29 protein-coding genes are annotated in these 24,110 nt (G+C 66.7%); 10 read left to right on the top strand and 19 right to left on the bottom strand.

The window, feature by feature from the left end:
* Positions 1-20: 20 nt before the first annotated feature.
* The 7 genes from AC5Y4C_RS05510 to AC5Y4C_RS05480 all read right to left on the bottom strand — a co-directional run bounded on the left by AC5Y4C_RS05510 (position 21) and on the right by AC5Y4C_RS05480 (position 5,556).
* Positions 21-326: a hypothetical protein gene (locus AC5Y4C_RS05510; RefSeq protein ID WP_499910210.1), complete on the bottom strand. Its 306-nt coding sequence runs from the start codon at positions 324-326 to the stop codon at positions 21-23.
* Positions 327-354: 28 nt separating this feature from the next.
* Positions 355-1,482, bottom strand: a complete 1,128-nt coding sequence (dprA, locus tag AC5Y4C_RS05505) for a DNA-processing protein DprA (protein WP_499948306.1) — start codon at positions 1,480-1,482, stop codon at positions 355-357.
* A complete protein-coding gene (locus tag AC5Y4C_RS05500; protein WP_499963140.1) occupies positions 1,479-2,990 on the bottom strand; it encodes a YifB family Mg chelatase-like AAA ATPase in 1,512 nt (503 codons plus the stop codon). Before AC5Y4C_RS05500 ends, dprA begins: the two co-directional genes overlap by 4 nt.
* Positions 2,990-3,358: a YraN family protein gene (locus AC5Y4C_RS05495; RefSeq protein ID WP_499914283.1), complete on the bottom strand. Its 369-nt coding sequence runs from the start codon at positions 3,356-3,358 to the stop codon at positions 2,990-2,992. Before AC5Y4C_RS05495 ends, AC5Y4C_RS05500 begins: the two co-directional genes overlap by 1 nt.
* Before the next feature lie 131 nt (positions 3,359-3,489).
* Positions 3,490-3,894 (bottom strand): heme-binding protein, encoded by a 405-nt coding sequence (locus AC5Y4C_RS05490; RefSeq protein ID WP_499948301.1) that lies wholly within the window; start codon positions 3,892-3,894, stop codon positions 3,490-3,492.
* Between the two features lie 88 nt (positions 3,895-3,982).
* Positions 3,983-4,930 carry a phosphotriesterase family protein gene (locus AC5Y4C_RS05485; protein WP_499910199.1) on the bottom strand — a complete coding sequence of 316 codons (948 nt, stop codon included), beginning with the start codon at positions 4,928-4,930 and terminating at the stop codon, positions 3,983-3,985.
* 26 nt (positions 4,931-4,956) lie between these two features.
* Complete coding sequence (locus AC5Y4C_RS05480) at positions 4,957-5,556, bottom strand: TetR/AcrR family transcriptional regulator (protein ID WP_499914286.1); 600 nt, start codon at positions 5,554-5,556, stop codon at positions 4,957-4,959.
* Positions 5,557-5,647: 91 nt separating this feature from the next.
* Here AC5Y4C_RS05480 and AC5Y4C_RS05475 point away from each other — a divergent pair, with 91 nt between their 5' ends.
* The 7 genes from AC5Y4C_RS05475 to mspA all read left to right on the top strand — a co-directional run bounded on the left by AC5Y4C_RS05475 (position 5,648) and on the right by mspA (position 11,397).
* Positions 5,648-6,187 (top strand): DUF4242 domain-containing protein, encoded by a 540-nt coding sequence (locus AC5Y4C_RS05475; protein ID WP_499914288.1) that lies wholly within the window; start codon positions 5,648-5,650, stop codon positions 6,185-6,187.
* The gene (locus tag AC5Y4C_RS05470) at positions 6,168-7,217 is read left to right on the top strand and encodes an acyl-CoA dehydrogenase family protein (protein ID WP_499963142.1); all 1,050 of its coding nucleotides are present in this window, start codon (positions 6,168-6,170) and stop codon (positions 7,215-7,217) included. Before AC5Y4C_RS05475 ends, AC5Y4C_RS05470 begins: the two co-directional genes overlap by 20 nt.
* Complete coding sequence (locus AC5Y4C_RS05465; protein ID WP_499963144.1) at positions 7,193-7,921, top strand: ABC transporter ATP-binding protein; 729 nt, start codon at positions 7,193-7,195, stop codon at positions 7,919-7,921. The genes AC5Y4C_RS05470 and AC5Y4C_RS05465 overlap by 25 nt, the downstream gene beginning before the upstream one ends.
* On the top strand, positions 7,921-9,090 hold the full coding sequence (locus AC5Y4C_RS05460; protein WP_499963247.1) for an ABC transporter substrate-binding protein: 1,170 nt from the start codon (positions 7,921-7,923) through the stop codon (positions 9,088-9,090). The genes AC5Y4C_RS05465 and AC5Y4C_RS05460 overlap by 1 nt, the downstream gene beginning before the upstream one ends.
* Entirely contained in the window at positions 9,087-9,959 is an 873-nt protein-coding gene (locus tag AC5Y4C_RS05455; RefSeq protein ID WP_499963146.1) for an ABC transporter permease, read from the top strand. Before AC5Y4C_RS05460 ends, AC5Y4C_RS05455 begins: the two co-directional genes overlap by 4 nt.
* A gap of 18 nt (positions 9,960-9,977) precedes the next feature.
* Positions 9,978-10,397, top strand: a complete 420-nt coding sequence (locus AC5Y4C_RS05450; RefSeq protein ID WP_499914294.1) for an MmcQ/YjbR family DNA-binding protein — start codon at positions 9,978-9,980, stop codon at positions 10,395-10,397.
* Between the two features lie 367 nt (positions 10,398-10,764).
* Positions 10,765-11,397 (top strand): porin MspA, encoded by a 633-nt coding sequence (gene mspA / locus AC5Y4C_RS05445; protein WP_499963148.1) that lies wholly within the window; start codon positions 10,765-10,767, stop codon positions 11,395-11,397.
* A 12-nt stretch (positions 11,398-11,409) separates the two neighbouring features.
* Here the strand turns inward: mspA and AC5Y4C_RS05440 are convergent, their stop codons facing one another.
* From AC5Y4C_RS05440 to rplS, 4 genes are all read right to left on the bottom strand, one after another.
* Entirely contained in the window at positions 11,410-11,715 is a 306-nt protein-coding gene (locus AC5Y4C_RS05440) for a DUF2469 domain-containing protein (RefSeq protein WP_499910185.1), read from the bottom strand.
* Between the two features lie 40 nt (positions 11,716-11,755).
* Positions 11,756-12,445, bottom strand: a complete 690-nt coding sequence (locus tag AC5Y4C_RS05435; RefSeq protein ID WP_499910183.1) for a ribonuclease HII — start codon at positions 12,443-12,445, stop codon at positions 11,756-11,758.
* Between the two features lie 9 nt (positions 12,446-12,454).
* A complete protein-coding gene (lepB, locus tag AC5Y4C_RS05430) occupies positions 12,455-13,249 on the bottom strand; it encodes a signal peptidase I (RefSeq protein ID WP_499948466.1) in 795 nt (264 codons plus the stop codon).
* 93 nt (positions 13,250-13,342) lie between these two features.
* Positions 13,343-13,684, bottom strand: coding sequence for a 50S ribosomal protein L19 (rplS, locus tag AC5Y4C_RS05425; RefSeq protein ID WP_499910181.1), 342 nt, complete (start codon positions 13,682-13,684; stop codon positions 13,343-13,345).
* Positions 13,685-13,962: 278 nt separating this feature from the next.
* On the opposite strand from rplS, the gene AC5Y4C_RS05420 reads away from it, so the two are divergent.
* On the top strand, positions 13,963-14,883 hold the full coding sequence (locus AC5Y4C_RS05420; RefSeq protein ID WP_499948284.1) for a serine hydrolase: 921 nt from the start codon (positions 13,963-13,965) through the stop codon (positions 14,881-14,883).
* A 103-nt stretch (positions 14,884-14,986) separates the two neighbouring features.
* On the opposite strand, the gene trmD is transcribed toward AC5Y4C_RS05420, so the two are convergent.
* The 4 genes from trmD to rpsP are packed head-to-tail and all read right to left on the bottom strand — an operon-like array spanning position 14,987 to position 16,952.
* Positions 14,987-15,664 (bottom strand): tRNA (guanosine(37)-N1)-methyltransferase TrmD, encoded by a 678-nt coding sequence (gene trmD, locus AC5Y4C_RS05415; RefSeq protein ID WP_499910177.1) that lies wholly within the window; start codon positions 15,662-15,664, stop codon positions 14,987-14,989.
* A 2-nt stretch (positions 15,665-15,666) separates the two neighbouring features.
* Positions 15,667-16,188 carry a ribosome maturation factor RimM gene (rimM, locus tag AC5Y4C_RS05410; protein WP_499910175.1) on the bottom strand — a complete coding sequence of 174 codons (522 nt, stop codon included), beginning with the start codon at positions 16,186-16,188 and terminating at the stop codon, positions 15,667-15,669.
* Between the two features lie 2 nt (positions 16,189-16,190).
* On the bottom strand, positions 16,191-16,433 hold the full coding sequence (locus AC5Y4C_RS05405; protein WP_098004435.1) for an RNA-binding protein: 243 nt from the start codon (positions 16,431-16,433) through the stop codon (positions 16,191-16,193).
* 3 nt (positions 16,434-16,436) lie between these two features.
* Entirely contained in the window at positions 16,437-16,952 is a 516-nt protein-coding gene (rpsP, locus tag AC5Y4C_RS05400; RefSeq protein ID WP_499910171.1) for a 30S ribosomal protein S16, read from the bottom strand.
* Positions 16,953-17,219: 267 nt separating this feature from the next.
* Here rpsP and AC5Y4C_RS05395 point away from each other — a divergent pair, with 267 nt between their 5' ends.
* Positions 17,220-17,627 carry a hypothetical protein gene (locus tag AC5Y4C_RS05395; protein ID WP_499910168.1) on the top strand — a complete coding sequence of 136 codons (408 nt, stop codon included), beginning with the start codon at positions 17,220-17,222 and terminating at the stop codon, positions 17,625-17,627.
* Positions 17,628-17,644: 17 nt separating this feature from the next.
* Here AC5Y4C_RS05395 and AC5Y4C_RS05390 read toward each other — a convergent pair whose 3' ends face one another.
* Positions 17,645-18,064, bottom strand: coding sequence for a nuclear transport factor 2 family protein (locus AC5Y4C_RS05390; protein ID WP_499910166.1), 420 nt, complete (start codon positions 18,062-18,064; stop codon positions 17,645-17,647).
* Positions 18,065-18,097: 33 nt separating this feature from the next.
* On the opposite strand from AC5Y4C_RS05390, the gene AC5Y4C_RS05385 reads away from it, so the two are divergent.
* Positions 18,098-18,994, top strand: coding sequence for a D-alanyl-D-alanine carboxypeptidase family protein (locus tag AC5Y4C_RS05385; RefSeq protein ID WP_499963150.1), 897 nt, complete (start codon positions 18,098-18,100; stop codon positions 18,992-18,994).
* Here the strand turns inward: AC5Y4C_RS05385 and AC5Y4C_RS05380 are convergent.
* Genes AC5Y4C_RS05380 through AC5Y4C_RS05370 form a run of 3 tightly spaced genes read right to left on the bottom strand, consistent with a single transcriptional unit; the run spans position 18,991 to position 24,108 of the window.
* Entirely contained in the window at positions 18,991-20,070 is a 1,080-nt protein-coding gene (locus AC5Y4C_RS05380; RefSeq protein ID WP_499963152.1) for an amidohydrolase family protein, read from the bottom strand. The genes AC5Y4C_RS05385 and AC5Y4C_RS05380 overlap by 4 nt on opposite strands.
* A complete protein-coding gene (gene ffh, locus AC5Y4C_RS05375) occupies positions 20,067-21,614 on the bottom strand; it encodes a signal recognition particle protein (RefSeq protein WP_499910156.1) in 1,548 nt (515 codons plus the stop codon). Before ffh ends, AC5Y4C_RS05380 begins: the two co-directional genes overlap by 4 nt.
* A gap of 10 nt (positions 21,615-21,624) precedes the next feature.
* On the bottom strand, positions 21,625-24,108 hold the full coding sequence (locus AC5Y4C_RS05370) for a [protein-PII] uridylyltransferase (RefSeq protein ID WP_499940488.1): 2,484 nt from the start codon (positions 24,106-24,108) through the stop codon (positions 21,625-21,627).
* Between the last annotated feature and the right edge of the window lie 2 nt (positions 24,109-24,110).

Genomic DNA, 24,110 nt, shown 5'->3' with positions numbered 1-24,110 from the left:
CATACCGACACAGCCAGCGGCTACAGCAACGCGGTGATCGCGGAGACGATCGCGAGGCACAGCACGACGATGCCGACGAGCGCGACGAAAGCACCGGCGGCCCTCAGCCTGTCGCGGCGGCCGGCGTCGGCGTCGGTGACAACTCTGACCGAGCGCGGCATCAGTCCGAACATCTCCCGGTAGGGCACTCGGGCGAAGCCTTGGCGCACCCGCTCGCTTTCCGTGCGCCCCTCGGCGTCGACGCCGACACCGTTGGCGAACAGCACAACTCCCGCCACGAACACGAGCGCGCCCACAATCGCGAGCACCACCGCCACAATCGCCATGGGACTTCCATACCCACTGCGCGCAGAACTAAGTCCTGGATCTGGGCAATCGCCAGCGGCCCTGGTCTTGAACCGCCAGCCCGGCCAGTTCCAGTAGCGCGAGTTGTCCCTGCAGCTGGGCGATCGGAAGGCCCGACTCGATCGACAACTCGTCGGCCGAGCGGACGCCGCGGGCGGGCAGCGCTTCGTACACGCGCTTTCCGATCTCGCTGAGATCGTCCAACGGCGACGACGGGCGGTCCGGCTCTTCGGCGAACTCGCCTACGCGGCCGATGAGTTCGACGATCTCGTCGGCGCGGGTCACCAACTCCGCACCGCCGCGGATCAGCACATGGCACCCGGCCGACGCCGCGGACGTCACGGGGCCCGGCACCGCGCACACCACCCGGCCCAGCGCCCGCGCCCACGCCGCGGTGTTGGCCGCTCCACTGCGCAGACCTGCCTCTACGACCACGGTGGCGCCTGACAGCGCGGCCACCAGGCGGTTGCGGACCAGGAAGCGGTATCGGGCCGGCCGCACGCCGGGCGGATATTCACTGATCAACAATCCCGTGCGTTGGATCCGATGCAAAAGCGCCGAATGGCCAGCGGGATACGGCACGTCCACCCCGCCTGCGAGCACCGCGACAGTGCACCCGTCTTCCGACAGCACCGACCGATGGGCGGCGCCGTCGATTCCGAACGCCCCGCCGGACACCACCGCGACACCGCGTTCGCAGAGCCCGGCCGCCAGATCACTCGCGACGTGCTCGCCGTACACCGTGGCCGCGCGCGTGCCGACAATCGCCGCCGCACGCATCGCCACCTCGTCGACCGCCGCACACCCGAGCGCCCACAGCGCCAACGGCGCGATGCCGTCGGGATGCCGACGCCGGTCCACACCGTTGAACGACGTGAACGCCAGCACCGGCCACTCGTCGTCGTCAGGCGTGATCAGCCGCCCGCCCAAGCGGGCCACGCGGTCCAGATCATCAGCGGCGCAATCGAATTCGCGGCGCGCTTCGGTGTTTCGAGCGAGTCGCTCGGAAACCGCCCCACGCCGCACCCGCTCGGCTGCCTCTACTGCACCGACCTCAGCCGTGAGCGCGGAAAGCTCCGCGCACGGCGGCTCGACCACCCGCGACAGGTACGCCCAGGCCCGCTGTTCTTTGGTCATCGGTCCACGCCGATCTGACGGAATCCCATCGCGACGGATACGTCCTCGAGACTGGGTCGCTCACGGCCGCCGAGATCGGCAAGCGTCCACGCGACCCGCATGGTCCGGTCCACTCCCCGTACGCTCATCAGGCCTTTGTCGAGGGCCTTGCGCAGCGGCTCCATGGTGCTGGGGTTCAGCCGAAAGCGTTGCCGCAGAAGCGGACCCGGTACTTCGGCGTTGGTCCGCACGCCGTATGGCCGCCACCGCTGCTCGGCGGCCGCGCGCGCCTGCGCCACCCGCTCCCGCACCACACTGGTGGGCTCACCCACGTCGGCACTGAGCACACCGGTGCGGGCCCGGTGCATGGTGATGCGCAGATCGACGCGGTCGAGCAACGGACCGGAAAGCCGGCCCAGATAGCGCCGCTTGACCGCCGCCGCGCAGATGCAATCTCGCGGATCCGCCGGAGCGCACGGACACGGGTTGGCGGCCAGCACCAGCTGGAAACGGGCCGGGTACACAGCCACCCCGTCCCGGCGGGCCAGCCGAACTTCGCCTTCCTCCAGCGGAGTCCGCAGCGCCTCGAGTGCGTGTGTCGCGATTTCTGCGCATTCGTCCAGGAACAGGACGCCGCGGTGAGCCCGGCTGACCGCGCCCGGCCGCGCCATGCCGCTGCCACCGCCGATCAGTGCCGCGACGCTGGAGGTGGGATGCGGCGCGACGAGCGGCGGCCGCGATATCAGCGGCGTGGTAGGCGACAGCAGACCGGCGACGGAGTGGATGGCCGTGACCTCCAGCGACTCCTCCTCCGTCAGCGGGGGCAACAGCCCCGGGAGCCGTTGTGCCAGCATCGTTTTGCCGATGCCTGGGGGGCCCACCAGCATGAGGTGGTGAGCGCCCGCGGCGGCCACCTCGACTGCATAGCGGGCTTGCGGCTGGCCGACGACGTCGGCGAGGTCGGGACCGTCGTCGGGTTCGGCGGCTGGGCTTTTCCGGGCGCGCTCGAGAGCATCTGCGCCGTTGAGCCAGGACCGGACCTGCCCCAGCGTGCGCGCGCCGTGCACCTCGATACCGTCGACCAAAGCCGCTTCCGCGAGATTCTCGACCGGAACCACCACGGCCGGCCAGCCGTCGCGTTTGGCGGCGATCACCGCAGGCAGCACTCCGCGGACCGGCCGGACCCGGCCGTCGAGAGCGAGCTCCCCGAGCAGCACTGTCTTCTCCAACCGCGCGTTGGCCACCCTGCGGTCGGCCGACAACACCGCGGCGGCGAGCGCCACGTCGTACACCGAGCCCACTTTCGGCAACGTCGCCGGCGACAACGCCAGTGTGAGCCGCGACATCGGCCAGCTGTTGCCGCAGTTGATGATTGCGGCGCGCACCCGATCCCGGGACTCCGACAGCGCCGCGTCAGGCAATCCCACCAGGTGCACGCCCGGCAGACCCGACGTGATGTCTGCCTCGATCTCGACGATTTCTCCTGCCACGCCGCGCACCGCGACGGAGAACGCCCGGCCCAGTGCCATCAGCCGACACCTTCTAAGTGGCTGAGCTCGGGAGTGCGCCGACGGCCGATCCGCACGCCGATCACGTCGATGCGCACCGCCGCCCAGCGGGCGTCTTGTTGAGCCAGCCACAACGCGGCCAGCCGGCGCAGACGCCGCACCTTGGTGGGGGTGACGGCCTGCGCCAAGCCGCCGAACTGATCGGAGGTGCGGGTCTTCACCTCGACGAAAACCACAGTGCGAGAAGCGAGATCGGCGGCTATCACGTCGAGCTCGCCGTACCGGCAACGCCAGTTGCGGTCCAGCACAACAAGCCCGAGGCGCTGTAGATGGTCGACGGCCAATTGCTCGCCGAGTGCGCCGAGTTCTGCGCGGGTCAACGTTGTCATGCACCCAGCTTCGGGTGGGCCTCTGACAAGGCTCTGACAAGAAGTGGCGGAGCGCGCGGAAAGCTCAGAGACCGGCCCGAGTTATCCCCAACTCACGTTTCGTCCACAGCGAGGCGGCACTGGTCGCAGAACTATGACGGGTTGGCGAAGGCCTGCAGGAGGGCTGCGATTTGTGCACCTGACACATTCTGGTTGCACGACAACCGAAGATCGGTCAACGGCTGAGCGATGGCCCGCAGGTCGTTGTACTGCTGCGGGTGGGACGCGAAGTATGCCCGGAGATTGGACTGTGCCTGCTCAGGTGTCTCCGAGCCCGCGCCGGTGATCGCGTCGTTGGCGTCGGGATGGGCGTCGAGATATTGGCCGGCTTGCGCAGTCACGCCGCTGATGGTGTGAGCCAACCCCGCAGCGGTGCACGACGCAGGCTGTGCCGCCGCGCTCGGCACGGTCACGGTCACGACGGCCGCCGCGCCGAGTGCCGTCGCGGCGAAGAGCCCGACCAATTCACGTCGCACAGTTTCGCGTGTGGATTTCATCGCTTTATGTCCTTCTGTTCTGCAATTGGGCGCAATCTGTTCTGAAGCCAACGTACCGCGGCTGGCAAGACCGAAAAATGCGCCGAATCTAGGACTCTGCGCTGAGCACCCGACGGGGATTGGCGACGAGCATCTGCTGCAGTTGTTCATCGGTGACGCCGCGCGCTCGCAACGCCGGAACGACATCGCGGGTGATGTGCAGGTAATGCCAGTTTGGCAATGACGCCGGCGGGCGGCCGCCGGCGAAGAAGTCGATATAGCAGGACGCGTCGTGACTCAGCACGAGCTGGTTCGCGCGGCCCATCGCACACAATCGCGCCACGGTTGCCACGCGCTCGTCGAAACCGAGGATCGTGTCGATGCCGAAGCGGTCCATGCCCAGGTAAGCGCCCGAATCCGCGACCTGCAGCAGGTAATCGATGTCCGTGGTGTCACCGCTGTGCCCGATCACCACTCGCGTCAGGTCGACACCCTCTTCGGCGAACACCTTGAGCTGATCAAGGCCCCGCCGGGTCGTGGCGTGGGTGTGGGTGGAAATCGGCGCGCCGGTAGCCACGTGCGCACGCGCCACCGCGCGAAGGATCTTTTCGCCGCCCGCAGTGACGCCCGCCTCGTCGGTGGCGCATTTGAGGATGCCCGCACGCACCCCGGTTTCGCCGATGCCGTGCTCGATTTCGTTTACGAGGTAGTCGACCAACACCCCGGATTTTCGGAATTTGAAATACGCCGGGATGTCGTAGAAGTCGTAAATCCCTGTCGCCACGACGATATTCAGCGGACTGGTGATCGGCACACGCTTGAGCCTGCCGATCGACCGGCCGATTCCGATCACCGTGAGGTCGACGATCGTGCGGATCCCCGCCGCGTAAAGCTCGTCGAGCCGACGGGCCGCGTCGTCGAGCGCGCTGCCTTCGTCCCAGTCGGTCGGGACGTTCTCGACGATGTCCGGATCGAGGACGAAGACGTGCTCGTGCATCAGTGTGGGGCCGAGCTGCTCGGCGCCGACTGCGCCGCGCAGGGTCTGCACCTGACTCACGCCCGCAGACTAGACGCGACGATCGGTCAGCGGCGCGATTTTCCTGCCAATTCCGCCGCGAGCCGCCTTGCCAGCGTGATCGGTTGGGTGGACCTCTGCATCTTCGATCCGATCAGAGCGCCGTCGTACAGCAATTGGATCCGGCGCGCCGTCGCACGGGGCTGCGCGGCGCCAGCGCTTTTCAGAAGCGCGGCAACGGTGTCGAGGAACCACTCGCGATGGGCGCGAACCGGTTCGAGTTCGGTTCGGGGGTACTCGGTGGCCGCGTTCGCATACAGACATCCGCTGAAGTTGCGTTGAGTGGCCGCAGTCGCCGCCAAGTCGAAGAACACCAAGACCTTGTCGACGGGATCACGGTGCGGGGCGGCCGCCGCGGCCCAGCGGTTGCGATCAGCCTGATCCAAATTGCTGAGGTAGGCCCGCACCAATGCGTCCTTGGAGCCGTAGCTGGTGTAGAGGCTGGCCTTGTGGACCCTGGACTCACGCAGGATCTGGTCGATGCCGACCGCTCTTATCCCTTGTGTGGCAAACAATTTCGCGGCGGTGGTCAACAACCGCTCGGCGGGCTTGGGCGTCACCTTGCGTTCACGAGACGATGCGGCCAGCTCTTGCGTGGTCGAGTGCATAAGCAAAGCGTAGTCCCACCACTCGACTAGACCGACCAGTCTGTCTATGACAGTGTCCCCATGCAGATCCACCGACGAAACGAGCGCAACAGTGACCCTGTACCTCTACGAGATCAATTCCCGCGCCACCCAGCTCGACACCGACCAACTGCTCAAGGGCATCGACGTCCGCATCCGCGAAGGCGGAGGTGAGCTGATCGAGGTACAGGTGACCGAAGACGCCCGCCGCATCTTTGCGATCGCCGAATCCGCCGGTGCCGCTCCTTCACTCGATGCAGGCGACATCGACGCCGACGAGATCAGCGGTCCCCATCAGGTTCGGCTGGTCGGCGCCGATCTGAGTGAACTCAAAGCCGCCCGACCCGCCGCCGGCTATCTCGTGGAATGGGATCTGCCCGCCGATCTGGACATGGAGTCCTATCTGGCTCGCAAGAAGGCCAACTCGCCCAACTACGCCGACGTGCCCGAAGTGAGTTTCCTGCGCACGTATGTCCGCGAAGACATGGACAAGTGCCTGTGCTTCTACCAGGCGCCCGACGAGCACGCGGTACGCCGCGCGCGTCAGGCCGTCAGCGCCCCGGTCGACCGTCTGCACCGGCTGCAAGGCACCGATGGTCACCACGATCAGTGACGATCTGGGTACCGCCCTGCACACAGCGGTGCTTTCGGTGGCCGGCCGCGCCGCCGCCCTGGACGCCCAATTGACCGACGTCCGCACCGATCTCGCCGCGCTCGGCGCGGCAGGGCTCTTCGACCCAGCACTCACCGAAACCGGACTCGCCGACTGCGTGCGCATTCTCGACGAACTCGCCGCCCACAGCTTGGCGGTCGCGTTTTCGGCCTGGGCGCACGTCATGACGCTGCGCTACCTGCGCCACGCACCGACGGCGCTGTGTGAGCAGCACCTCGACGCGTTGCGCACCGGGCGACGGGTCGGTGTCACCGCAATGGCTGCGGGCCTCAAGCACGTCGTGGGACTCGAGCAGCTGCCCCTGATCGCCGAGCGAAGAGACGACGGACTGAGCGTCACCGGCCCAATCCGCTGGGCCTCCAACCTGTTTCACAACGCAGTGATCGTGCTTCCCGCTCGGGGTCTCGCCGACGAAACGTATGTGCTCGCCGTCGACGCCACCGCCTCCGGCGTCACCGTCAAGCCCGCCGAATCGCTGATGGCCCTGGGCGCCACCGCTTCCGGCTCTGTGCGGCTGCAGAACGTCGAGGTGTCAGCCGAACACGTCGTCAGCACCAACCTGCAGCAGTTCGTCACCACCGTCCGGCCGGCTTTCCTGCTGCTGCAGACCGCCTTCTGCGTCGGCGTGGGCCGAGCCGCTTTGGCCGGCGCGCGACAGGCCGGCGGCGTGCTGGCCGGTAGCTTCCGTGCCGACCTCGACGATCACATCCAGCAGTCCGGCGGCCTGCGCCAGCGGCTCTACGAATTCGCCGCCGACCCGTCGCGGCCGCCCCTGTCCGAGTTGATCCGGCTGCGGCTGCAGGCCGCCACGTCGGCGCTGTCGGCCACCCGGCTCGAGTCCACGTTGGCCGGAGGAGCCGGCTACGTCACCGGCAGTGCGGCCAACCGTCGTTTCCGCGAGGCGGCGTTTCTGCCGATCCAATCGCCGTCGGAAGGACAACTGCGGTGGGAACTGAGTCAGTACGAATAACTCACGGCGCTAAGCGCTTCGGAGCCACCACCGCCCTGCGCGACATCACGCTGGCCATTGAGGACGGGGAGTTCGTCGCCATCTTGGGACGCAGCGGAAGCGGCAAGTCCACCCTGCTGCGCATACTCGCCGGGCTCGACACCCTCAGCGCCGGAACGATCGAATGGGCCCAGGACGGCGGCCGGCCTCGCACCGGTGTGGTTTTTCAGCAGCCTCTGCTCATGCCGTGGCTCACCGTCGCCGACAACGTGGCGTTTGCGCGCCGATTCGCCGCGCACCGCAACGCGTTCGACGACGACCACGCCACCGCGCTGATGGCCCGCTTCGGTGTCGACGTCCTCGCCGACCGCTATCCCGAACAACTTTCCGGCGGTCAAGCGCAGCGGGTGGCAATCCTGCGGGCGGTCGCGACGTCGCCCCGGTTGTTGCTGCTCGACGAGCCGTTCAGTGCATTGGACCCTGCGACAAGAAGCGATTTACAACGCTGGCTGGCCGAGTTGGCCGACGAGTTGGACGTCACCGTCGTGCTGGTCACTCACGATGTGGACGAAGCGCTGGCCCTGGCGGATCGCGTCGTGCTGCTCGGCACGAGCGGTGAGCTCCGGGGGCAATGGCATCTCGCCGACACGCCAGGGGCGGACAAAACCGGTCTGCGGGCGCACATCCTGCGCCACTACCAGCACGCCGCGAAGGCGGCCCGATGATGTCGCTGCAGCCGAACCGTCGTCAATTCCTCACTGGCGCAGCAGCGTTGGCCGCTGCCGGCGGGTTGTTCGGTATCGGCGACCTGGCGCGCAGCGCAGCCACCAGTACGGTCAACGCCAGCGGGAGGCTGCGGATCGGATATCTACCGATCACCGACGCCGCTCCCCTTCTCATCGCGCACAGCGCCGCGCTGTTTCCGGCAGGCGTCGTGGCCACGGCCAAGCCGGTGATGTTCCGCAGTTGGTCGGCGCTGGCCGAGGCATTCATCACCCGCCAGGTCGACGTCGTCCACCTGTTGATGCCGATGGCGGTACAGATCCGTTACGCGCTGGGCGGCGCTGTGAAAGTGCTGGGCTGGAATCACACCAACGGCTCTGCGCTGACCGTCGCACCGCACATCACCGACCTCGCCGATTTGGCGGGCACTCAGGTGGCCATCCCGTTCTGGTGGTCGATCCACAACATCGTGCTGCAGCAGTTGCTGCGCGCCCACGGACTGCGACCAGTGTTGCGCCGCAACGCTTCTCGTGCGCAACGCACCGTCGAGCTGATCGTGATGAGCCCCTCCGACATGGTGCCGGCGCTGGCGAACCGCTCTATCGGCGGCTACGTCGTGGCCGATCCGTTCAATGCCGTCGCCCAGATCAAGAAAATCGGCCGGATCCATACGTTCCTGGGCGACGTGTGGCGCGACCACGCCTGCTGCGTGCTGATCACCCGCGACGACGTGATCGCCGACCGCGCGCAGGCGGTGCAGTCACTCGCCGATGCAGTGGTGGCAGCGCAGCTGCGTATCAACGACGACCGACGCGCAACCGCGGTCGCACTCGCCGGCGGACGCTATCTGCCCCAGCCCGTCCCGGCGGTTCAATTGGCGTTGACGTATCCCAAGCTGCCCTATCCGCTGGCGCATCCGGACTGGCAGCCTCAGCGCCTGGGCTTTCAGCCGTTTCCCTACCCCAGCTTCACCGAGCGGCTGATCGAGGCGATGGGGGAAACCATCGTCGACGGTGACCGACGCTTCCTCGACAAGCTGGACCCGGCGGCCGTGCACCTCGACCTGGTGGATGACCAATTCGTGCGCAAATCCCTTTTCGCTCAAGGGGGGCCAGCCGCCTTCGGCCTCAGCGACGACCTCATCCGACACGAACAGGTACAAGCGATATGACCACCGCGCCCACCGCCGCCGTCGATGCCGTATCACCCGAAAGCCACGATGCGGCAACGCATCCCGCAGACTCCTCGCCGCCACGCTGGCAGCGGGTGTGGCCTGCGCTCGCGGCGATCTCGGTGAGTGTCGGGCTCTGGTGGCTGGTGACATCGGTATTGTGCGCGCCGCAATCGCTGCTGCGGCAGACCGCACCGCAGAAAGCCGTACCCGCGATCGGCGAGTTGCTGGGACGCGGCGTGCTGCTTCCCGACACCGGTATCAGCCTCTACCGGCTGGTGATCGGGCTGCTGATGGCCGCGGTCCTCGGGATACCGGCCGGACTGCTCGTCGGGCTGAGCAGCACCACGGAACGCGCCCTGAGTCCCGTCGTGGCGTTCATTCGGATGATCTCGCCGCTCTCGTGGACGCCAATCGCATTGGCCGTCTTCGGTGTCGGCAACCAGCCGGTGATCTTCTTGATCGCCGTCGCAGCGATCTGGCCGATCCTGCTCAACACCGCCGCCGGCGTACACGCGATCGACCCGGGCTATCTTTCGGTGGCACGGTCGTTTCACGCCACCCGTGTCGAGCTGCTGACCGCGGTGGTGCTGCCGGCGATCCGTGCCCACGTTCAGACCGGTCTGCGACTGGCCCTGGGGATCGCCTGGGTGGTTCTGGTTCCTGCGGAGATGCTCGGTGTGCGTTCGGGTTTGGGCTATCAGATCCTCAATGCCCGCGATCAACTGGCGTACGACCAAGTGGTCGCCGTGATTGTCGTCATCGGCGTGATCGGTTATCTCCTCGACTCGTCGGCCCGCGTGCTGTTGGCCCTGCGCAGACCGCGCACTCGAGCATCACGCCCGACGCCGGACACTGCGGCCGGATAGGTCCCGTACCCTTCCGGCATGGCGAAACGCCCGGCCAATGTCGATGACGTGCATGAGATCGCTGCAGCGATGCCGCACACGACGCGCCTCGAGGGCCCGAAGGGCAATGCGATCTATCAGGTAGGCGGAAAGTCGTTCGTGTTTTTTCGTAATCCGCGGCCTGATGCCCGAGACCCCGCGACGGGCGAACCGTATTCCGACGTCATCGTCATCTGGGTGGGCTCCGACGCGGACAAACAGGCCCTGGTGCAGGATCCGCAAAGTCCGTTCTTCACCACCAGCCACTTCGACGGCCACCTGTCCGTCTTGGTGCGCGCGTCGCAATTAGATCGCATCTCCCGCGACGAACTCGCCGAACTGATCCAGGACGCGTGGCTTTCGCGCGCGTCGAAACGCCGTGGCGCCAAGTGGCTGACCGAGCATGGCTTGAAGCGGTGAGCGTCATTTCCGCCGATTCAGCGCAAGCAAATTTCGCCGGTGCGTACAACCACTCGTCTGAGGCTCTCACCGGCGTGACGCGCACCGCACGCTAAAGTGCTTTCGGATATATTGCGCCACAGCTGATTTCGCTCATAGCACACAGGTCTTCAGGTCAGCCGTTGAATGCTGTCACGACACGGGCGCCGAATGGCAACAACTTCGCGACAGTTCGGACAGCAAATGTCACGAGCTATTGCCCAAGCTTGTTTGCCGCAGTTATCTTTCGAAACGAGGGAAACCAACGCAGTACCAATGTCTCCGCGCCGCAGGCATTAATCCGACCGGTCGGCTCGTTGCGACGGCCTGTTTTCAAGCCGAGGAGAAGATGAAGGGCGTCACCCGGTTATTGGTCTCGGTGGTGGCCGCGGTCACCACCGCTATGACCGTCGGTGCAGCCACGACGCAAGCCGCGATGGACAACGAGCTCAGTGTGGTCGACGGTCATGGCCGGACGTTGAACATCCAGCAGTGGGACGTGTTGATCAACAGTGTGTCGCCGTTGGACAGCAATCCGCTGACCCGCGAGTGGTTCGAAACCGGCCGTGCCGTCTACCACGTGACCGGCGAGGACGCCGAAAACTTCCAGGGCACACTGGAATTGGGCTATCAAGTCGCCTTTCCGTGGGAACTGGGCAGCGGCATCAACTTCAGCTACACCACACCCAATCTGAACTTCGACCAGACGCAAGTGGCGCCCGTTCCGCAGCTGCTGATCACCACGCCACCCTTCATTCCCGGCCTCGGCATCAGCATCGACCTCGGAAACGGCCCCGGGCTGCGCGAAATCTCCACCTTCAGTGTCGACGTCTCGGGAGCCGACGGCGCCGTGGCGGTTGCCGGTGCACACGGCTCGGTGACCGGGGCGGCAGGCGGCGTAACGCTGCGCCCTTATGCGCGGCTGACGTCGAAAGACGGCGACAGTGTCACGACTTACGGACAGCCGCTCGAAATGCACTGACGAGCCGCCGGCTCAATCCGGCAGCCGCAGCTCGGGCTTTTCCACCTCTTCGATGTTGACGTCCTTGAACGTGATCACCCGCACCTGTTTGACGAAGCGAGCCGGCCTGTACATGTCCCACACCCAGGCGTCGGCGAGGCGCAGTTCGAAATAGACCTCCCCGTCGGCATTGCGGGGAATCAATTCGACGCTGTTGGCCAGGTAGAACCGTCGCTCGGTTTCCACCACGTAGCTGAACTGGCCGACGATGTCCTTGTATTCGCGGTAGAGCGAGAGCTCCATCTCGGTTTCGTATTTTTCGAGATCTTCGGCACTCATCTACCCGACTGTCCTTTGCTCACTATTTCCGTATTTTCTCTCACGCCTGCTCCATGCGCTCCTCGGGCATCACGAACTCGACGACCGACCTGCGCACGTTGATGAACGAATAGCGGTGTATCTCGCACGGCCCGAGCCGTGACAAGGCCGCGGCGTGGGCCGACGTGCAGTAGCCCTTGTGCTCGGCGAAGCCGTAGCCCGGGTACTCGGCGTCCTTGGCGACCATCCAGCGGTCCCTGCTGACCTTCGCCAGGACGCTGGCCGCGGCAATGCACGCGGCGGCCGCATCACCCCCGATCACCGGCAGCGAGGGCATGGGCAACCCCGGCACCCGGAAGCCGTCGGACAGCACGTAGCCGGGGCGCACCGGGAGCCCGGCCACCGCGCGGCGCATGCCCTCGATGTTGGCGACGTGCACGCCGCGGCGATCCACCTCGTGCGAATGCACGAACACCACGTGGTAGGCCAGCGCGTAGCGGCGGATCAGCGGATACAGCGCCTCACGGGCCTTCTCGGTCAGCTTCTTCGAGTCGTCGAGGGCGGCCAGGCTCTTCAAGCGGTTCGGCCCGAGCACGCACGCGGCGATCACCAGCGGCCCGGCGCACGCCCCTCGGCCGACTTCGTCGACGCCCGCCACCGGACCCAGGCCGCTGTTGTGCAGCGCCGACTCGAGCGTGCGAAGACCCGACGACTTGCGAACGACCGCGCGCGGCGGCCAGCGAGTGCCCATCGCTGCTACCTACTGCTGTTGCTGAACGTCCACCGAACTAACCCCACCCCATCGCGACGGCGGCCAGGCGATGAACCTTGCCTTGCCGATGACATTGTCGATCGGAATCGTGCCCGCAGTCGGGTCTCCCGTGCACAGGATCCGGCGTTGAAGGTCCGCTGGCGTGCTTGTGCAGTGCGCACGGGAGTCCGCCGAATGGGTGCGGTTGTCGCCCATCACCCACAGCCGCCCCTGCGGCACGCTCACGGGCCCGAACTCAGGTCCCAAACAGCGGTACAAGGCCGGATCGAGACCCTCGACACCCATGGTCTTCGCATCCAAGAAGGGCTGGTTCAGAGGCTTGCCGTTGACGGTCAGGCCCGTGTCGTTGCGGCATTCGACGGTCTGGCCGCCCACCGCGATCACGCGCTTGACCAAGTCGTTCTCGTCGGGCGGCACGAACCCGACGAACGACAGAGCGTTCTGCACCCATCGCACGGGTGGATTCGTCGACCGGATCGACTTGTAGCCGACGTTCCAGTTCGGTGGGCCCTTGAAAACGATCACATCGCCGGGCTGGGGGGTGCTGAACCGGTAGGTCAGCTTGTCGACCATCACCCGGTCACCGGTGCATCCGGAGCAGCCATGCAGCGTCGGCTCCATCGATTCCGACGGGATCAGATACGGCCGCGCGATGAACGTCAGCATCAGGTAGTAGAGGCCGACCGCGATCACGAGCAGGATCGCGCCCTCTTTCAGTGCGGACTTCTTGCCTTTCGACTTCTTCGCGTCGGCTTTGGCGTCAGACTCGGCTTCCGCGGTCAGCGGTCGCTCTTGCGGCGCGTCTGTCGATTCGGTTTTGTCCGTCACGGGATCAGCGTAGCCACGCAGGCATCAGGGGCGAGAGAGCCCCGGCGGTCAGCGCCGCTCCTTGATCTTGGCCTTCTTGCCGCGACGTTCCCGCAGGTAGTACAGCTTCGCCCGGCGCACATCGCCACGCGTGAGGACCTCGATGTGGTCGATGTTGGGCGAGTGCACCGGGAAGGTGCGCTCCACGCCCACGCCGTAGCTTTCCTTGCGGACCGTGAACGTTTCCCGGATGCCGCCGCCCTGCCGACGAATCACCACGCCCTTGAACACCTGGATCCGCTCCTTGGATCCCTCGATGACCTTGACGTGCACGTTGACCGTGTCGCCGGGGTTGAAAGCCGGGATGTCGTCGCGCAGCGATGCCTGGTCGACGAAGTCCAGCGTGTTCATATCGAAATCTTCCTCGCGGTCGCGGCAGGGGCGCGTGAAAACGCAGCCCCGTCAGGTTTGACGTCGTGATCCCTGCGGCGCGGGAACGATCTCCCAGCGCGCAGACAACTGGTCAATTGTGCCAGATCGCCCGCATGGGCGGAAATCGCGTCCGACACACCGCGACCGGCGCCGCGGCGTAACGGCCCGAGCGACCGAAAAACTCGATAGGCTGGCGCATCAACGGACGGCGGTGCGGTCGGACCGTTCTACACCACACCAATTGATTGAGGAGAGACATGCGGCGGCCGCGGTCGGTTCTGAGGACGACGACTGCGGTACTGGTGTCTGCCGTGCTGATCGCAGCGTGCGTCGCCAAGGAGCGCGGCGTCACCGGAATTCACCGGAACCACAACGGGTTCACCGCTCTTGCCACGCACATCCCGGCTCCCGGCGCTCCCGCCGAAGTGGTGGCCGCCGCCGCCTTCGACGGGCTGGAAGCGCGCGTGGCGCAGGCCACGCTGCAGGCCACCGAGAGCGGTGCGGAGATCTCGGTCGCGGTGGTCGATCGCACCACCGGAAAGACCGTGTCCAACGGCGACGATTCGCCGATGCCCATCGCCTCGGTGGCCAAGGTGTTCATCGCCGACGACCTGTTGGCACAAGTAGCCAAGGGGCAGACGCAACTCACGCCCGGTGACCGCGCGGCGCTCGAGGTCATGCTGCGTTCGTCTGACGACAACGCCGCCGAAGAATTCTGGAACCGCAGCGGCGGCAGCGCGGTGATCTCTCGCGTCGTTCAGCGCTACGGCCTGACCGCGACGACGACCCCGTATGACGGGCGCTGGTTCAACACGTTGAGCACCGCAAACGACATCGTCCGCTACTACGACATGCTTCTGGACGGCAGCGGCGGCCTGCCTGTCGAGCTGGCCGACATCATCGTGTCCAACCTCGCGCAGTCCACGCCGACGGGCGTCGACGGCTATTCGCAGCGGTTCGGCATCCCCGACGGCCTGTATGCCACGCCGGTCGCGGTGAAGCAGGGCTGGATGTGCTGTTGGGACGGTCCTAATTGGATGCACTTGTCCACAGGCGTGGTCGGGGCCGACCGCCGATACGCGATGGCGATCGGATCGCTGCAGCCCAGCGACGACCTGACGGCACGCAACACGATTACCCAAGCCGTCAAGACGATGTTCCCGAACGGACGGATCTGAGCGCTGGCGTCCGCCCCGCGTCAGACGCCGAAACGGTATTCCGCGTGGCGCGCTTCCGCACTTCCCCGCGGTAGTTCCCGTCTCGGCGCCGACGGGCTGCCCGTCAGTCCAACAGGTCGGGGCGGCGTTCGGCGGTGCGGCGCAACGACATCTCCCGCCGCCACGCCGCGATGCGGGCATGGTCGCCGGACAGCAAGACCTCCGGCACGTCGAGTCCGCGCCAACTGGCCGGACGGGTGTAGGCCGGCCCTTCGAGCAGGCCGTCGGAATACGAATCCTGTTGGTGCGATTCGGGATTGCCGATGACCTGCGGCAGCAGGCGCACCACTGCCTCGATCATCACCAGCGCTGCCGACTCACCGCCGGGAAGCACGTAGTCGCCGATCGACACTTCCTCCACGCGCATCCGCCGGGCGGCATCGTCGATCACGCGCTGATCGATACCCTCGTAGCGGCCACAGGCGAACACCAGATGCGGCTCAGCGCTGTAGCGCTGGGCGTCGGCCTGGCGGAACGGCACACCCGCCGGCGTCGGCACCACCAGAAGCGTTTCCGCCGAGCAGATTTCGTCAAGCGCCTCCCCCCACACCGGCGCTTTCATCACCATTCCCGGGCCTCCGCCATAGGGCGCGTCGTCGACCGAGTGGTGCACGTCGTGAGTCCACTTCCGCAGATCGTGCACCCGCAGGTCCACGATGCCGGCCTCAATTGCCTTGCCGGGCAACGACTGTCGCAGTGGGTCAAGGTACTGCGGGAAGATGGTGACGACGTCGATGCGCACGGCTACGTCAACTCCAGCAGACCGTCGGGCGGGTCGATCTGGATCAGCTTGTCGGCCAACGAAACCGACGTGACGATCGCCGTGACGAACGGCACTAGCAGTTCGCTGCCGTCGTCGCGGCGGATCGCCAGCAGCTCGCCGGCCGCGGTGTGCAGCACCTCGGTGACAGCACCGACTGGAAGCCCGTCGACAGTGTGGACCCTTAGGCCCTCGAGTTGGTGGTCGTAGAACTCGTCGGGGTCGTCGATCGGCGGCAGATCAGCGGAGTCGATGACGAACACGGTGCCGCGCATCGCGTCGGCGGCGTCGCGGTCGGCGATCCCGGCCAGCCGGACCAGCAACCGGGCGCCGTGCGGGCGGACCGACTCGACCGTGTAAGTGGCTTGTGTCGCGCTCTTCGGAGCCCGACCCCGCAGGGTGGCGCCTACCGCGAAGCGGCTGTCCGGATCATCGGTGCGCACGTCGACGACGAGCTCACCGGTGACACCGTGCGCTTTGACCACCCGCCCGACGACGAGCTCCACGACTATCGGTCGGTGTCCACCACGTCGACGCGGATCCCCCGGCCGCCGATGCCGGCGACGAGGGTGCGCAGCGCGGTTGCTGTGCGCCCGCCGCGTCCGATGACCTTGCCGAGGTCGTCGGGGTGCACATGCACTTCGACGGTGCGACCGCGGCGGTTGGTCACCATGTCGACGCGGACGTCGTCGGGGTTGTCCACGATGCCGCGGACGAGATGCTCGACGGCATCGACGACCACAGAGCTCATCGCTTAGCTTTCTGTGCCGGCGGACTCGGCGGCAGGTTCAGAAGCCTCCCCCGCCGGCTGGTCTTCCGCCTTGTCCGCCGCTTTCTTGGCGGCCTTGCTTGATGTCGCCGCCTTCGCGGCTCCGACCTTCGCGGGGGCCTTCTTCTTCGGCGTGGTGGCCTCGGTGGTCGGGCCGCCCTCCGCCTCGGCGAGCGCAGCGTTGAACAGCTCGAGCTTGCTCGGCTTGGGTGGGGCCACCTTCAGCGTGCCCTCGGCGCCGGGCAGACCCTTGAATTTCTGCCAATCGCCGGTGATCTTCAGCAGCTTGAGCACCGGCTCGGTGGGCTGCGCACCCACGGACAGCCAGTACTGGGCGCGCTCTGAGTCGATCTCGATGAGGCTCGGGTCTTCCTTGGGGTGATACCGGCCGATGATCTCGATGGCGCGGCCGTCGCGGCGGGTGCGCGCGTCGGCGACGGCGATGCGGTACTGGGGATTGCGGATCTTGCCAAGCCGGGTGAGCTTGATCTTCACAGCCATGCGGATACTCCTGTAGGTGTCACGCGGCAATTCAGCGATGCCAGGCGGTTGCCGGATCCGGTTTTGCCTCGCGTGGGTCTGACCAGCCGACTATTGTGCCAGACCGCCGCTCAGCGGGCGAAATCGGCGAGTGTGCGGTTTCGTAGGCGACACGCCGTCGCCGCGTACAAATCCGCACACTCACCGACACACGACCTCATGAACCGCGACGTTGGATCATCGAATCGCTGCCATGACTACCGACTCTGCGGACGAGAAAGGCACGGGATGAGCACATCGTCGTGGGAAGCCGAAGATGAGTTGCGCCGCTTCGCCTTTCATATGGAACCGCAACTGAAGGCGGACGACGACGGGTGGAGGGCGTCGTACCCAGGCGCTGACTGGTCGGTGTGCGGGCGCAGCAGAGGCGAAGCGTTACAAAGGCTCGGCCAAGAATTCATCCGGCGGCAGAATGCGGGCGAGGATCCCCTGGCCCACGCCGACCAGGTCTACCGCCGCCACCTACGTGAGCCCGTTCCGGGCGTGTACGCCGTCGACAACGAGCTCTACCGTCACCTGGTGCACGCGCCTGCGGACGAACGCCAGCGCGCCATCGAAGAGGCCGAGCGCAGACGCAGAGCGGGCCAGACCTACACCTTGGACGATTATCGACGAGGCCGGATCTCCGAGGCGTGAATAAGACCCCGCCGCCTCTAGACCACGCGGTCGAAACACTTCACCTCGACCCGGCGGGTGATCCTCCAGCCGTCGGACGTGCGGACGAACTCGTCGACGTACCAGAGCCCGCAGAACATCACCTGCTTCTGTTCGCCTCCGAGCACCATCGGGTTGAAGCAGATCGTCCTCGACGACGCCCTGTCGCCGTCTATCCGGATGTCGACGTTGCCCAGCATGTGCGCGTACGACGGGAAGTTCGGCAGCACCTCCGCAAGCCATGACTTCACCTCGGGATAGCTGCCCACGATGCCGCCGAAGGCGCTGTAGTCGATGTGCGCATCCGGGGTGAACACCCGATCGAGGTCGTCGAACCGCCGCTGGTCGATCGCGGTCGAGTAGTCGATCAGAAGCTGCTGAATTTCCAGCCGGTCAGATATCTCCTGCAAGCTCAACATGGCAGTTGATTGAACACGATAGGCTCACGCGCCATGACTGTTTGCTCTTCGCGCAAGCGCTCATCGGCTCGATGGTTCGCAGCCCTCGTGGTCGCCTTCTTCGCCCTCGCGGCACCGGTCGCCCAGGCCGACTCCGACGTGCAACCGCCCGGCACAGCCGTCGTGCCCACCGGCCCGGCGCCGGCCTGGATTGTCGCGGACATGGACTCCGGTCAGGTGCTCGCCGGCCGCGACATCGACGTGCCCCATCCACCGGCCAGCACCATCAAGACGCTGCTGGCACTGACCGCCCTCGACGAAGTGGGCCTGGGCAATACGGTCACCGCGACCGTCGCCGACACCGACGTGGAATGCAACTGTGTGGGCATCAAGCCAGGCCGCGCCTACACCGCCCGCCAGCTGCTCGACGCGATTCTGCTGGTATCGGGCAACGACGCCGCCAACACGCTGGCCGACATGCTGGGCGGCTTCGACACCGCAGTGGCCAAGATGAACGCCAAAGCCGCCGCGATCGGCGCCACCGCCACTCATGCCGCCACCCCGTCGGGACTCGACGGGCCGGGCGGTTCCGGCTGGACCACCCCACGCGACCTCGCCATCATCTTCCGTGCGGCCATGGCCAATCCGGTGTTCGCGATGATCACCGCCCAACCGTCGGCGATGTTCCCCGGTGACAACGGCCCCGTGCAGATCGTCAACGAAAACCAGCTGCTGCAGCGCTACCCCGGCACGCTCGGCGGCAAGACGGGATTTACCAACGCGGCCCGCAAGACTTACGTCGCCGCCGCCGAGCGCAACGGCCGACGTCTGGTGATCTCGCTGATGTACGGACTGGTCAAAGATGGCGGCCCCACCTATTGGGACCAGGCGATGAGCCTGTTCGACTGGGGTTTCGCGCAGAGCCCGCAGAGCGGGATCGGCCCGCTCTAAGCGGCGAAGGCCCGGCCGCGCAGGATCACCACGTCAGGTGCACTCAGCACGGCCGCGCCGGTGCGGGGATCCTCGGCGAAGCAGATCAAGTCTGCTGACGCGCCGTGCTCTAGTCCCGGCCGGCCCAACCATCGCCGCGCACTCCAGCAGCCCGCGCCGAGCGCGTCCGTGGGACTCATCCCGATGCCCTTGAGCGCGTCGATCTCGTCCGCGATCCGCCCGTGGGCCACCATCGATCCTGCATCGGTGCCCGCGTAGATCGGCACACCGGCCTCCCGGGCGGCCGCCACCCGTTGGCGGCTTGTCGCGTAGAGGTCACGCATGTGCTTGGCGTAGACCGGGTATTTACTTGCGCCGTCGGCGATTCCGGGAAAGTTGTCGATGTTGATCAGCGTCGGTACCAGCGCCGTGCCGTTCGAGACCATTGCATCGATCACGTCGTCGGTGATCCCGGTGCCGTGTTCAATGCAGTCGATTCCCGCATTGACCAGCCCTGGCAGCGCATCCTCGCCGAACACATGCGCAGTGACCCGGGCGCCCACCGCATGCGCGGCATCGATTGCCTTTTTCAGCACGTCGTCGGACCACAGCGGCGCCAGATCGCCAATCGACCGGTCGATCCAATCACCGACCAGCTTCACCCAGCCATCGCCCCGATGGGCCTGTGCCACAACGGCTTCCGGCAGCTGCGTCTCGTCCTCGAGATCGAGCGCCAGTCCGCGGCTATACCGCTTGGGCCTAGCGAGGTGACGCCCGGCGCGGATGATGCGCGGCAAGTCGGCGTGGTCATCGAGGCTGCGGGTGTCGAGAGGCGAGCCGCAATCACGCAGCAGCAGCGCGCCGACGCCACGTTCGATCTCCGCCTGAATGATCGCCTCGTCGAGATCGGCGGGCCCGTCGGCGCCGATCCCCACGTGGCAGTGCGCGTCGACGAGTCCGGGCAGAATCCAGCCGCCGTCGAACACGGTGTCCGCTTCCGCTACCGGCTCAGCGCTCAACTGGCCGTTGACGATCCACCACTCGACCGGCTCGCCGTCGGGCAGGCCACGCCCCCGCACATGCAGGCGTGACGTCACTTCTTGCCGGGGAAGTTCAGCTTCGACAGGTCCAAATCCGCCAAGGCGGGCGGTAATTCGTCAAGACCGGGCGGCATCTGCGACAGGTCGGGAAAGCCCGCCGGCATGCCCAACGGACTGCGGACCTTCGGCGGAGTGGGACCCCGTCCCTTCTTGCCCTTCTTTCCCTTGCCGCCCTTGGCCTTTCGGGAACTCTTGCGCCCGAAGCCCGGCATGCCCATCTGGCCGGCCATCTGCGACATCATCTTGCGCGCCTCGAAGAACCGATCGACCAGCTGGTTGACCTCCGCCACGGTGACACCCGAGCCGTTGGCGATCCGCAGCCGCCGTGACGCGTTGATGATCTTCGGGTCGGCCCGTTCCTCGGGTGTCATGCCGCGAATGATCGCCTGCACGCGATCCAGCTGCTTGTCGTCGACCGCGGCCAGCGCCTCTTTCATCTGGCCGGCTCCGGGCAGCATCCCGAGAAGGTTGCCAATCGGTCCCATCTTGCGGATCGCGAGCATCTGTTCGAGGAAGTCTTCGAGCGTCAGCTCGCCCGCGCCGATCTTGGCGGCTGCGGCCTCGGCCTGCTGGGCGTCGAAGACCTGCTCGGCCTGCTCGATCAGGCTGAGCACATCGCCCATGCCCAGGATCCGGCTGGCCATCCGATCGGGGTGGAAGACGTCGAAGTCCTCGAGCTTCTCACCGGTGGACGCGAAAAGAATCGGCACGCCGGTGACCTCGCGTACCGACAGCGCCGCACCGCCGCGGGCGTCGCCGTCGAGTTTGGTCAGCACCACCCCGGTGAAGCCGACGCCTTCGCGGAACGCCTCGGCCGTCGCGACGGCGTCCTGGCCCACCATCGCGTCGAGCACGAACAACACTTCGTCGGGGTCGACGGCATCGCGGATGGCAGCGGCCTGCGCCATCAGCTCCTCGTCGATGCCGAGGCGGCCCGCGGTGTCGACGATCACCACGTCGAAGAGCTTGGCCTTTGCCTCGGCCAGCCCCGCCGCCGCGACCGCCACCGGGTCGCCCGGACCGGCCTGCGCCGCGCCTTCCACCGATGTGCCGGGGTGCGGTGCGAACACCTGCACTCCGGCCCGCTCGCCGACGATCTTGAGCTGATTGACCGCGCCTGGCCGCTGCAGGTCGCATGCCACCAGCAAAGGTGTGTGGCCTTGTCCCTTAAGCCATTTCGCAAGTTTGCCGGCCAGCGTGGTCTTACCGGAGCCTTGCAAGCCGGCCAGCATGATCACCGTGGGCGGTGTCTTGGCGAAGGCCAGCCGGCGGGTTTCGCCGCCAAGGATCGCGATCAATTCCTCGTTGACGATCTTGACGACCTGCTGGGCCGGGTTCAGTGCGGCGGAGACCTCCGCACCCTTGGCGCGCTCTTTGATGCGTGCGACGAAGGCGCGCACGACCGGCAGCGAGACGTCCGCCTCCAGCAGTGCCAGCCTGATCTCGCGGGTGGTGGCGTCGATGTCGGCGTCGGACAACCGGCCTTTGCCGCGCAGGTTCTGCAGAGCACCGGTCAACCGGTCTGACAGGGTTTCGAACACGTGGGCCAGCCTAGCTGGCGTGCTCCGCCGGCTTCTGCGGCGGCGGATGCGGCAGCACGGCCAGCAGCTCGCGTTCCAGCGCCTGCCGCAGACCGTCGACATCCCCGCCGACCAGGGGCGGCGCCACCACGCCGAATACGTCGTCCACCGACGAGCCCAATGTCGTCACCTTGGCCCACGCGATGTCGACGCCTGCTTTTTCGAACACGCGGGTGAGCACAGCCAGCAGGCCGGCCCGGTCGGTGGAGCGGATCTCCACCAGCAGCTGACCGGGTGTGCTGCCGTCGTGCCACAGGATCCGCGGGGGTGCCGGCACCTGGTTGGCGGGCACCGCAGCCAGCGCCTCGCCGGCCCGGCCCGTCCCGTACCGCGTGGCCTCGTGGTGGCGCTGTTCCAGCGCGCCGATCACGTCCAAATCGTCGTCGAGCGCCTGGATGAGTTGCTGACGCAGCAGTTCCGCCGCCGGGGGTGCGCCGAAGTGCGGAGAGACGACGAACGTGTTGATCGCCGAGCCCTCGTGGCTGTTGACCGACGCAGAATGCACGCTCAGCGAGTTCAGCGCCAGCACACCGGCTTCCTTGGACAGCAGACCCCGGCGGTCGGGCGCCACCATGGTCACCTTGAAGATGTGATCGCCGTCGCCGGGTCTCAGCTCGACGTGCACCTTGCCGTCGGCTGCAAGCGAAACGTATTGCTGTTCAATCGGATCCGCGTGCGGCAGTGGCTCGCCTGCCATCACCGTGCGGCATCGGCGCACCAGGTCACCGATCAGCAGCGCCTTCCAGTCGCCCCAGACGCCGGGTCCGGTGGCCAGCGAGTCCGCTTCGGCGAGAACGTGTAACAGCTCGAGCAGCAGCGGGTCGCCGTCGAGCCGGTCTACCACGAAGGTGATGGTGTCCGGGTCTTGCAGGTCACGGCGGGTGGCCGTGGTGGGCAGCAGCAGGTGGAAGCGCACGATTTTCGACAAGACCTCCACGTCCGACGGCCACAGTCCCAGCCGGGTGCCGATCTGGGTGGCCAACTCGGCGCCGATCACACTGTGGTCTCCGCCGCGGCCTTTGCCGATGTCGTGGAGCAGCGCACCGAGCAACAGAAGATCCGGGCGCGATACCCGGGTGGTGAAAGCGCTTGCCTTCGAGACGGTTTCGACGAGGTGCCGGTCGACCGTCCAGGTGTGCACGATGTCGCGAGGCGGCAAGTCGCGCACAGCTCCCCACTCTGGAAAAAGCCTGCCCCACAAGCCCGTCCGGTCCAGTGCCTCGATGGTTGCCACTGCCGTGGGCCCGGCGGCGAGCAGGACCAAAAGGTCGTTGAGCGCCTCGCGTGGCCACGGAGTTCGCAACTCGGGGGCCGCGTCGGCCAGCCGGCTCAGCGTCGAACCGGCCAGCGGCAGTCCGGTGATGGCCGAGGCGGCCGCGACCCGCAGGATCAGCCCCGGGTCGCGTTCGGGGCGGGCGTCGCGGGCCAGCACCACTTCGCCGGCGAACTCGACGACCCCTTCGTCGAGAGGTCGGCGTACCGGACGACGTAACACCGAAAGTCCCCGGCGTGGCAACGCATTCGCCGCTGTGCGCAATCCGGCGTCGACGTAGTAGCTGACGGTGCGGGCCGCGTCGCTCAGCATGCGAGCCAGGTCGAAGCGGTCACCGATGCACAGCGCCGCACCGATTTCGTCGGCGTACTGAGCCAGCAGCAGGTCGCGGCCTCGCCCCGACACCCGGTGCAGCTCGGTGCGGACATTGAGCAGCGCCAGATGCGCCCCGGCCAGTGAACCGCTGGGGCCGTCCGAGTTTCGGCTCGAATAGTGGTCGGCCAGCTGTGCGATTGCCAGCGCATTGAGCAACTGCACGTCGCGCAGTCCCCCGCGGCCGCTTTTGAGGTCGGGCTCGGCGCGGTGTGCGATCTGACCGAAGCGTTGCCAGCGCGCATGCGTGTGCTCGACGAGTTCATCGAAACGAGAACGGATTCCGGTGCGCCACTGTCGTCGTGCGCCGCCGACGAGCAGATTCGACAACTCGGCGTCGCCGGCGATGTGGCGCGCCTCGAGCATCGCCAACCCGGCCGAGATGTCGTCGCCGGCCACGTGCAGCGCCTCGGCTACCGTGCGCACGCTGTGGTCGATGCGAATGTTGGCGTCCCACAACGGATACCACAGTTGATCGGCGACCCTGCTGACGTCATCGGCAGGCATGTTGTCGTGCAGCAACATCAGATCGAGGTCCGAATACGGCAGCAGTTCACGACGGCCGAGGCCGCCGGTAGCCACGATCGCGAAGCCGCTCGTGTCGGTGATACCGATTTCGGTTGCCTTGGTGGTCAGCCAGAACTCGTGTAAGTCCGAGAGAGCGTCGCGCAGTGCGGCGGAGTCGAGATGGCGCGGTCCGCCGGCCAAGAGCTGCTGCGTGGCAGCGACCAAATCCTTTGCGGGGCGGGGTGATCCCGCTGCCGAAGGCTGGGGTGTTTCGGCAGCGGGATCAGGCGTGTGCGGTGTCATCC

The organism is Mycobacterium sp. NGS35 (assembly GCF_059812855.1).
Note: the sequence above shows the minus strand (reverse complement) of the source record. Positions and strands in the feature narration are given on the sequence as shown.

Bases quoted from the DNA above. Each gene is read 5' to 3' on its own strand.
- AC5Y4C_RS05510 (WP_499910210.1), bottom strand. From the start codon at position 326: ATGGCGATTGTGGCGGTGGTGCTCGCGATTGTGGGCGCGCTCGTGTTC.
- dprA (WP_499948306.1), bottom strand. From the start codon at position 1,482: ATGACCAAAGAACAGCGGGCCTGGGCGTACCTGTCGCGGGTGGTCGAG.
- AC5Y4C_RS05500 (WP_499963140.1), bottom strand. From the start codon at position 2,990: ATGGCACTGGGCCGGGCGTTCTCCGTCGCGGTGCGCGGCGTGGCAGGA.
- AC5Y4C_RS05495 (WP_499914283.1), bottom strand. From the start codon at position 3,358: ATGACAACGTTGACCCGCGCAGAACTCGGCGCACTCGGCGAGCAATTG.
- AC5Y4C_RS05490 (WP_499948301.1), bottom strand. From the start codon at position 3,894: ATGAAATCCACACGCGAAACTGTGCGACGTGAATTGGTCGGGCTCTTC.
- AC5Y4C_RS05480 (WP_499914286.1), bottom strand. From the start codon at position 5,556: ATGCACTCGACCACGCAAGAGCTGGCCGCATCGTCTCGTGAACGCAAG.
- AC5Y4C_RS05470 (WP_499963142.1), top strand. From the start codon at position 6,168: ATGGTCACCACGATCAGTGACGATCTGGGTACCGCCCTGCACACAGCG.
- AC5Y4C_RS05460 (WP_499963247.1), top strand. From the start codon at position 7,921: ATGTCGCTGCAGCCGAACCGTCGTCAATTCCTCACTGGCGCAGCAGCG.
- AC5Y4C_RS05455 (WP_499963146.1), top strand. From the start codon at position 9,087: ATGACCACCGCGCCCACCGCCGCCGTCGATGCCGTATCACCCGAAAGC.
- AC5Y4C_RS05450 (WP_499914294.1), top strand. From the start codon at position 9,978: ATGGCGAAACGCCCGGCCAATGTCGATGACGTGCATGAGATCGCTGCA.
- mspA (WP_499963148.1), top strand. From the start codon at position 10,765: ATGAAGGGCGTCACCCGGTTATTGGTCTCGGTGGTGGCCGCGGTCACC.
- AC5Y4C_RS05440 (WP_499910185.1), bottom strand. From the start codon at position 11,715: ATGAGTGCCGAAGATCTCGAAAAATACGAAACCGAGATGGAGCTCTCG.
- AC5Y4C_RS05435 (WP_499910183.1), bottom strand. From the start codon at position 12,445: ATGGGCACTCGCTGGCCGCCGCGCGCGGTCGTTCGCAAGTCGTCGGGT.
- rplS (WP_499910181.1), bottom strand. From the start codon at position 13,684: ATGAACACGCTGGACTTCGTCGACCAGGCATCGCTGCGCGACGACATC.
- AC5Y4C_RS05420 (WP_499948284.1), top strand. From the start codon at position 13,963: ATGCGGCGGCCGCGGTCGGTTCTGAGGACGACGACTGCGGTACTGGTG.
- AC5Y4C_RS05405 (WP_098004435.1), bottom strand. From the start codon at position 16,433: ATGAGCTCTGTGGTCGTCGATGCCGTCGAGCATCTCGTCCGCGGCATC.
- rpsP (WP_499910171.1), bottom strand. From the start codon at position 16,952: ATGGCTGTGAAGATCAAGCTCACCCGGCTTGGCAAGATCCGCAATCCC.
- AC5Y4C_RS05395 (WP_499910168.1), top strand. From the start codon at position 17,220: ATGAGCACATCGTCGTGGGAAGCCGAAGATGAGTTGCGCCGCTTCGCC.
- AC5Y4C_RS05390 (WP_499910166.1), bottom strand. From the start codon at position 18,064: ATGTTGAGCTTGCAGGAGATATCTGACCGGCTGGAAATTCAGCAGCTT.
- AC5Y4C_RS05385 (WP_499963150.1), top strand. From the start codon at position 18,098: ATGACTGTTTGCTCTTCGCGCAAGCGCTCATCGGCTCGATGGTTCGCA.
- AC5Y4C_RS05370 (WP_499940488.1), bottom strand. From the start codon at position 24,108: ATGACACCGCACACGCCTGATCCCGCTGCCGAAACACCCCAGCCTTCG.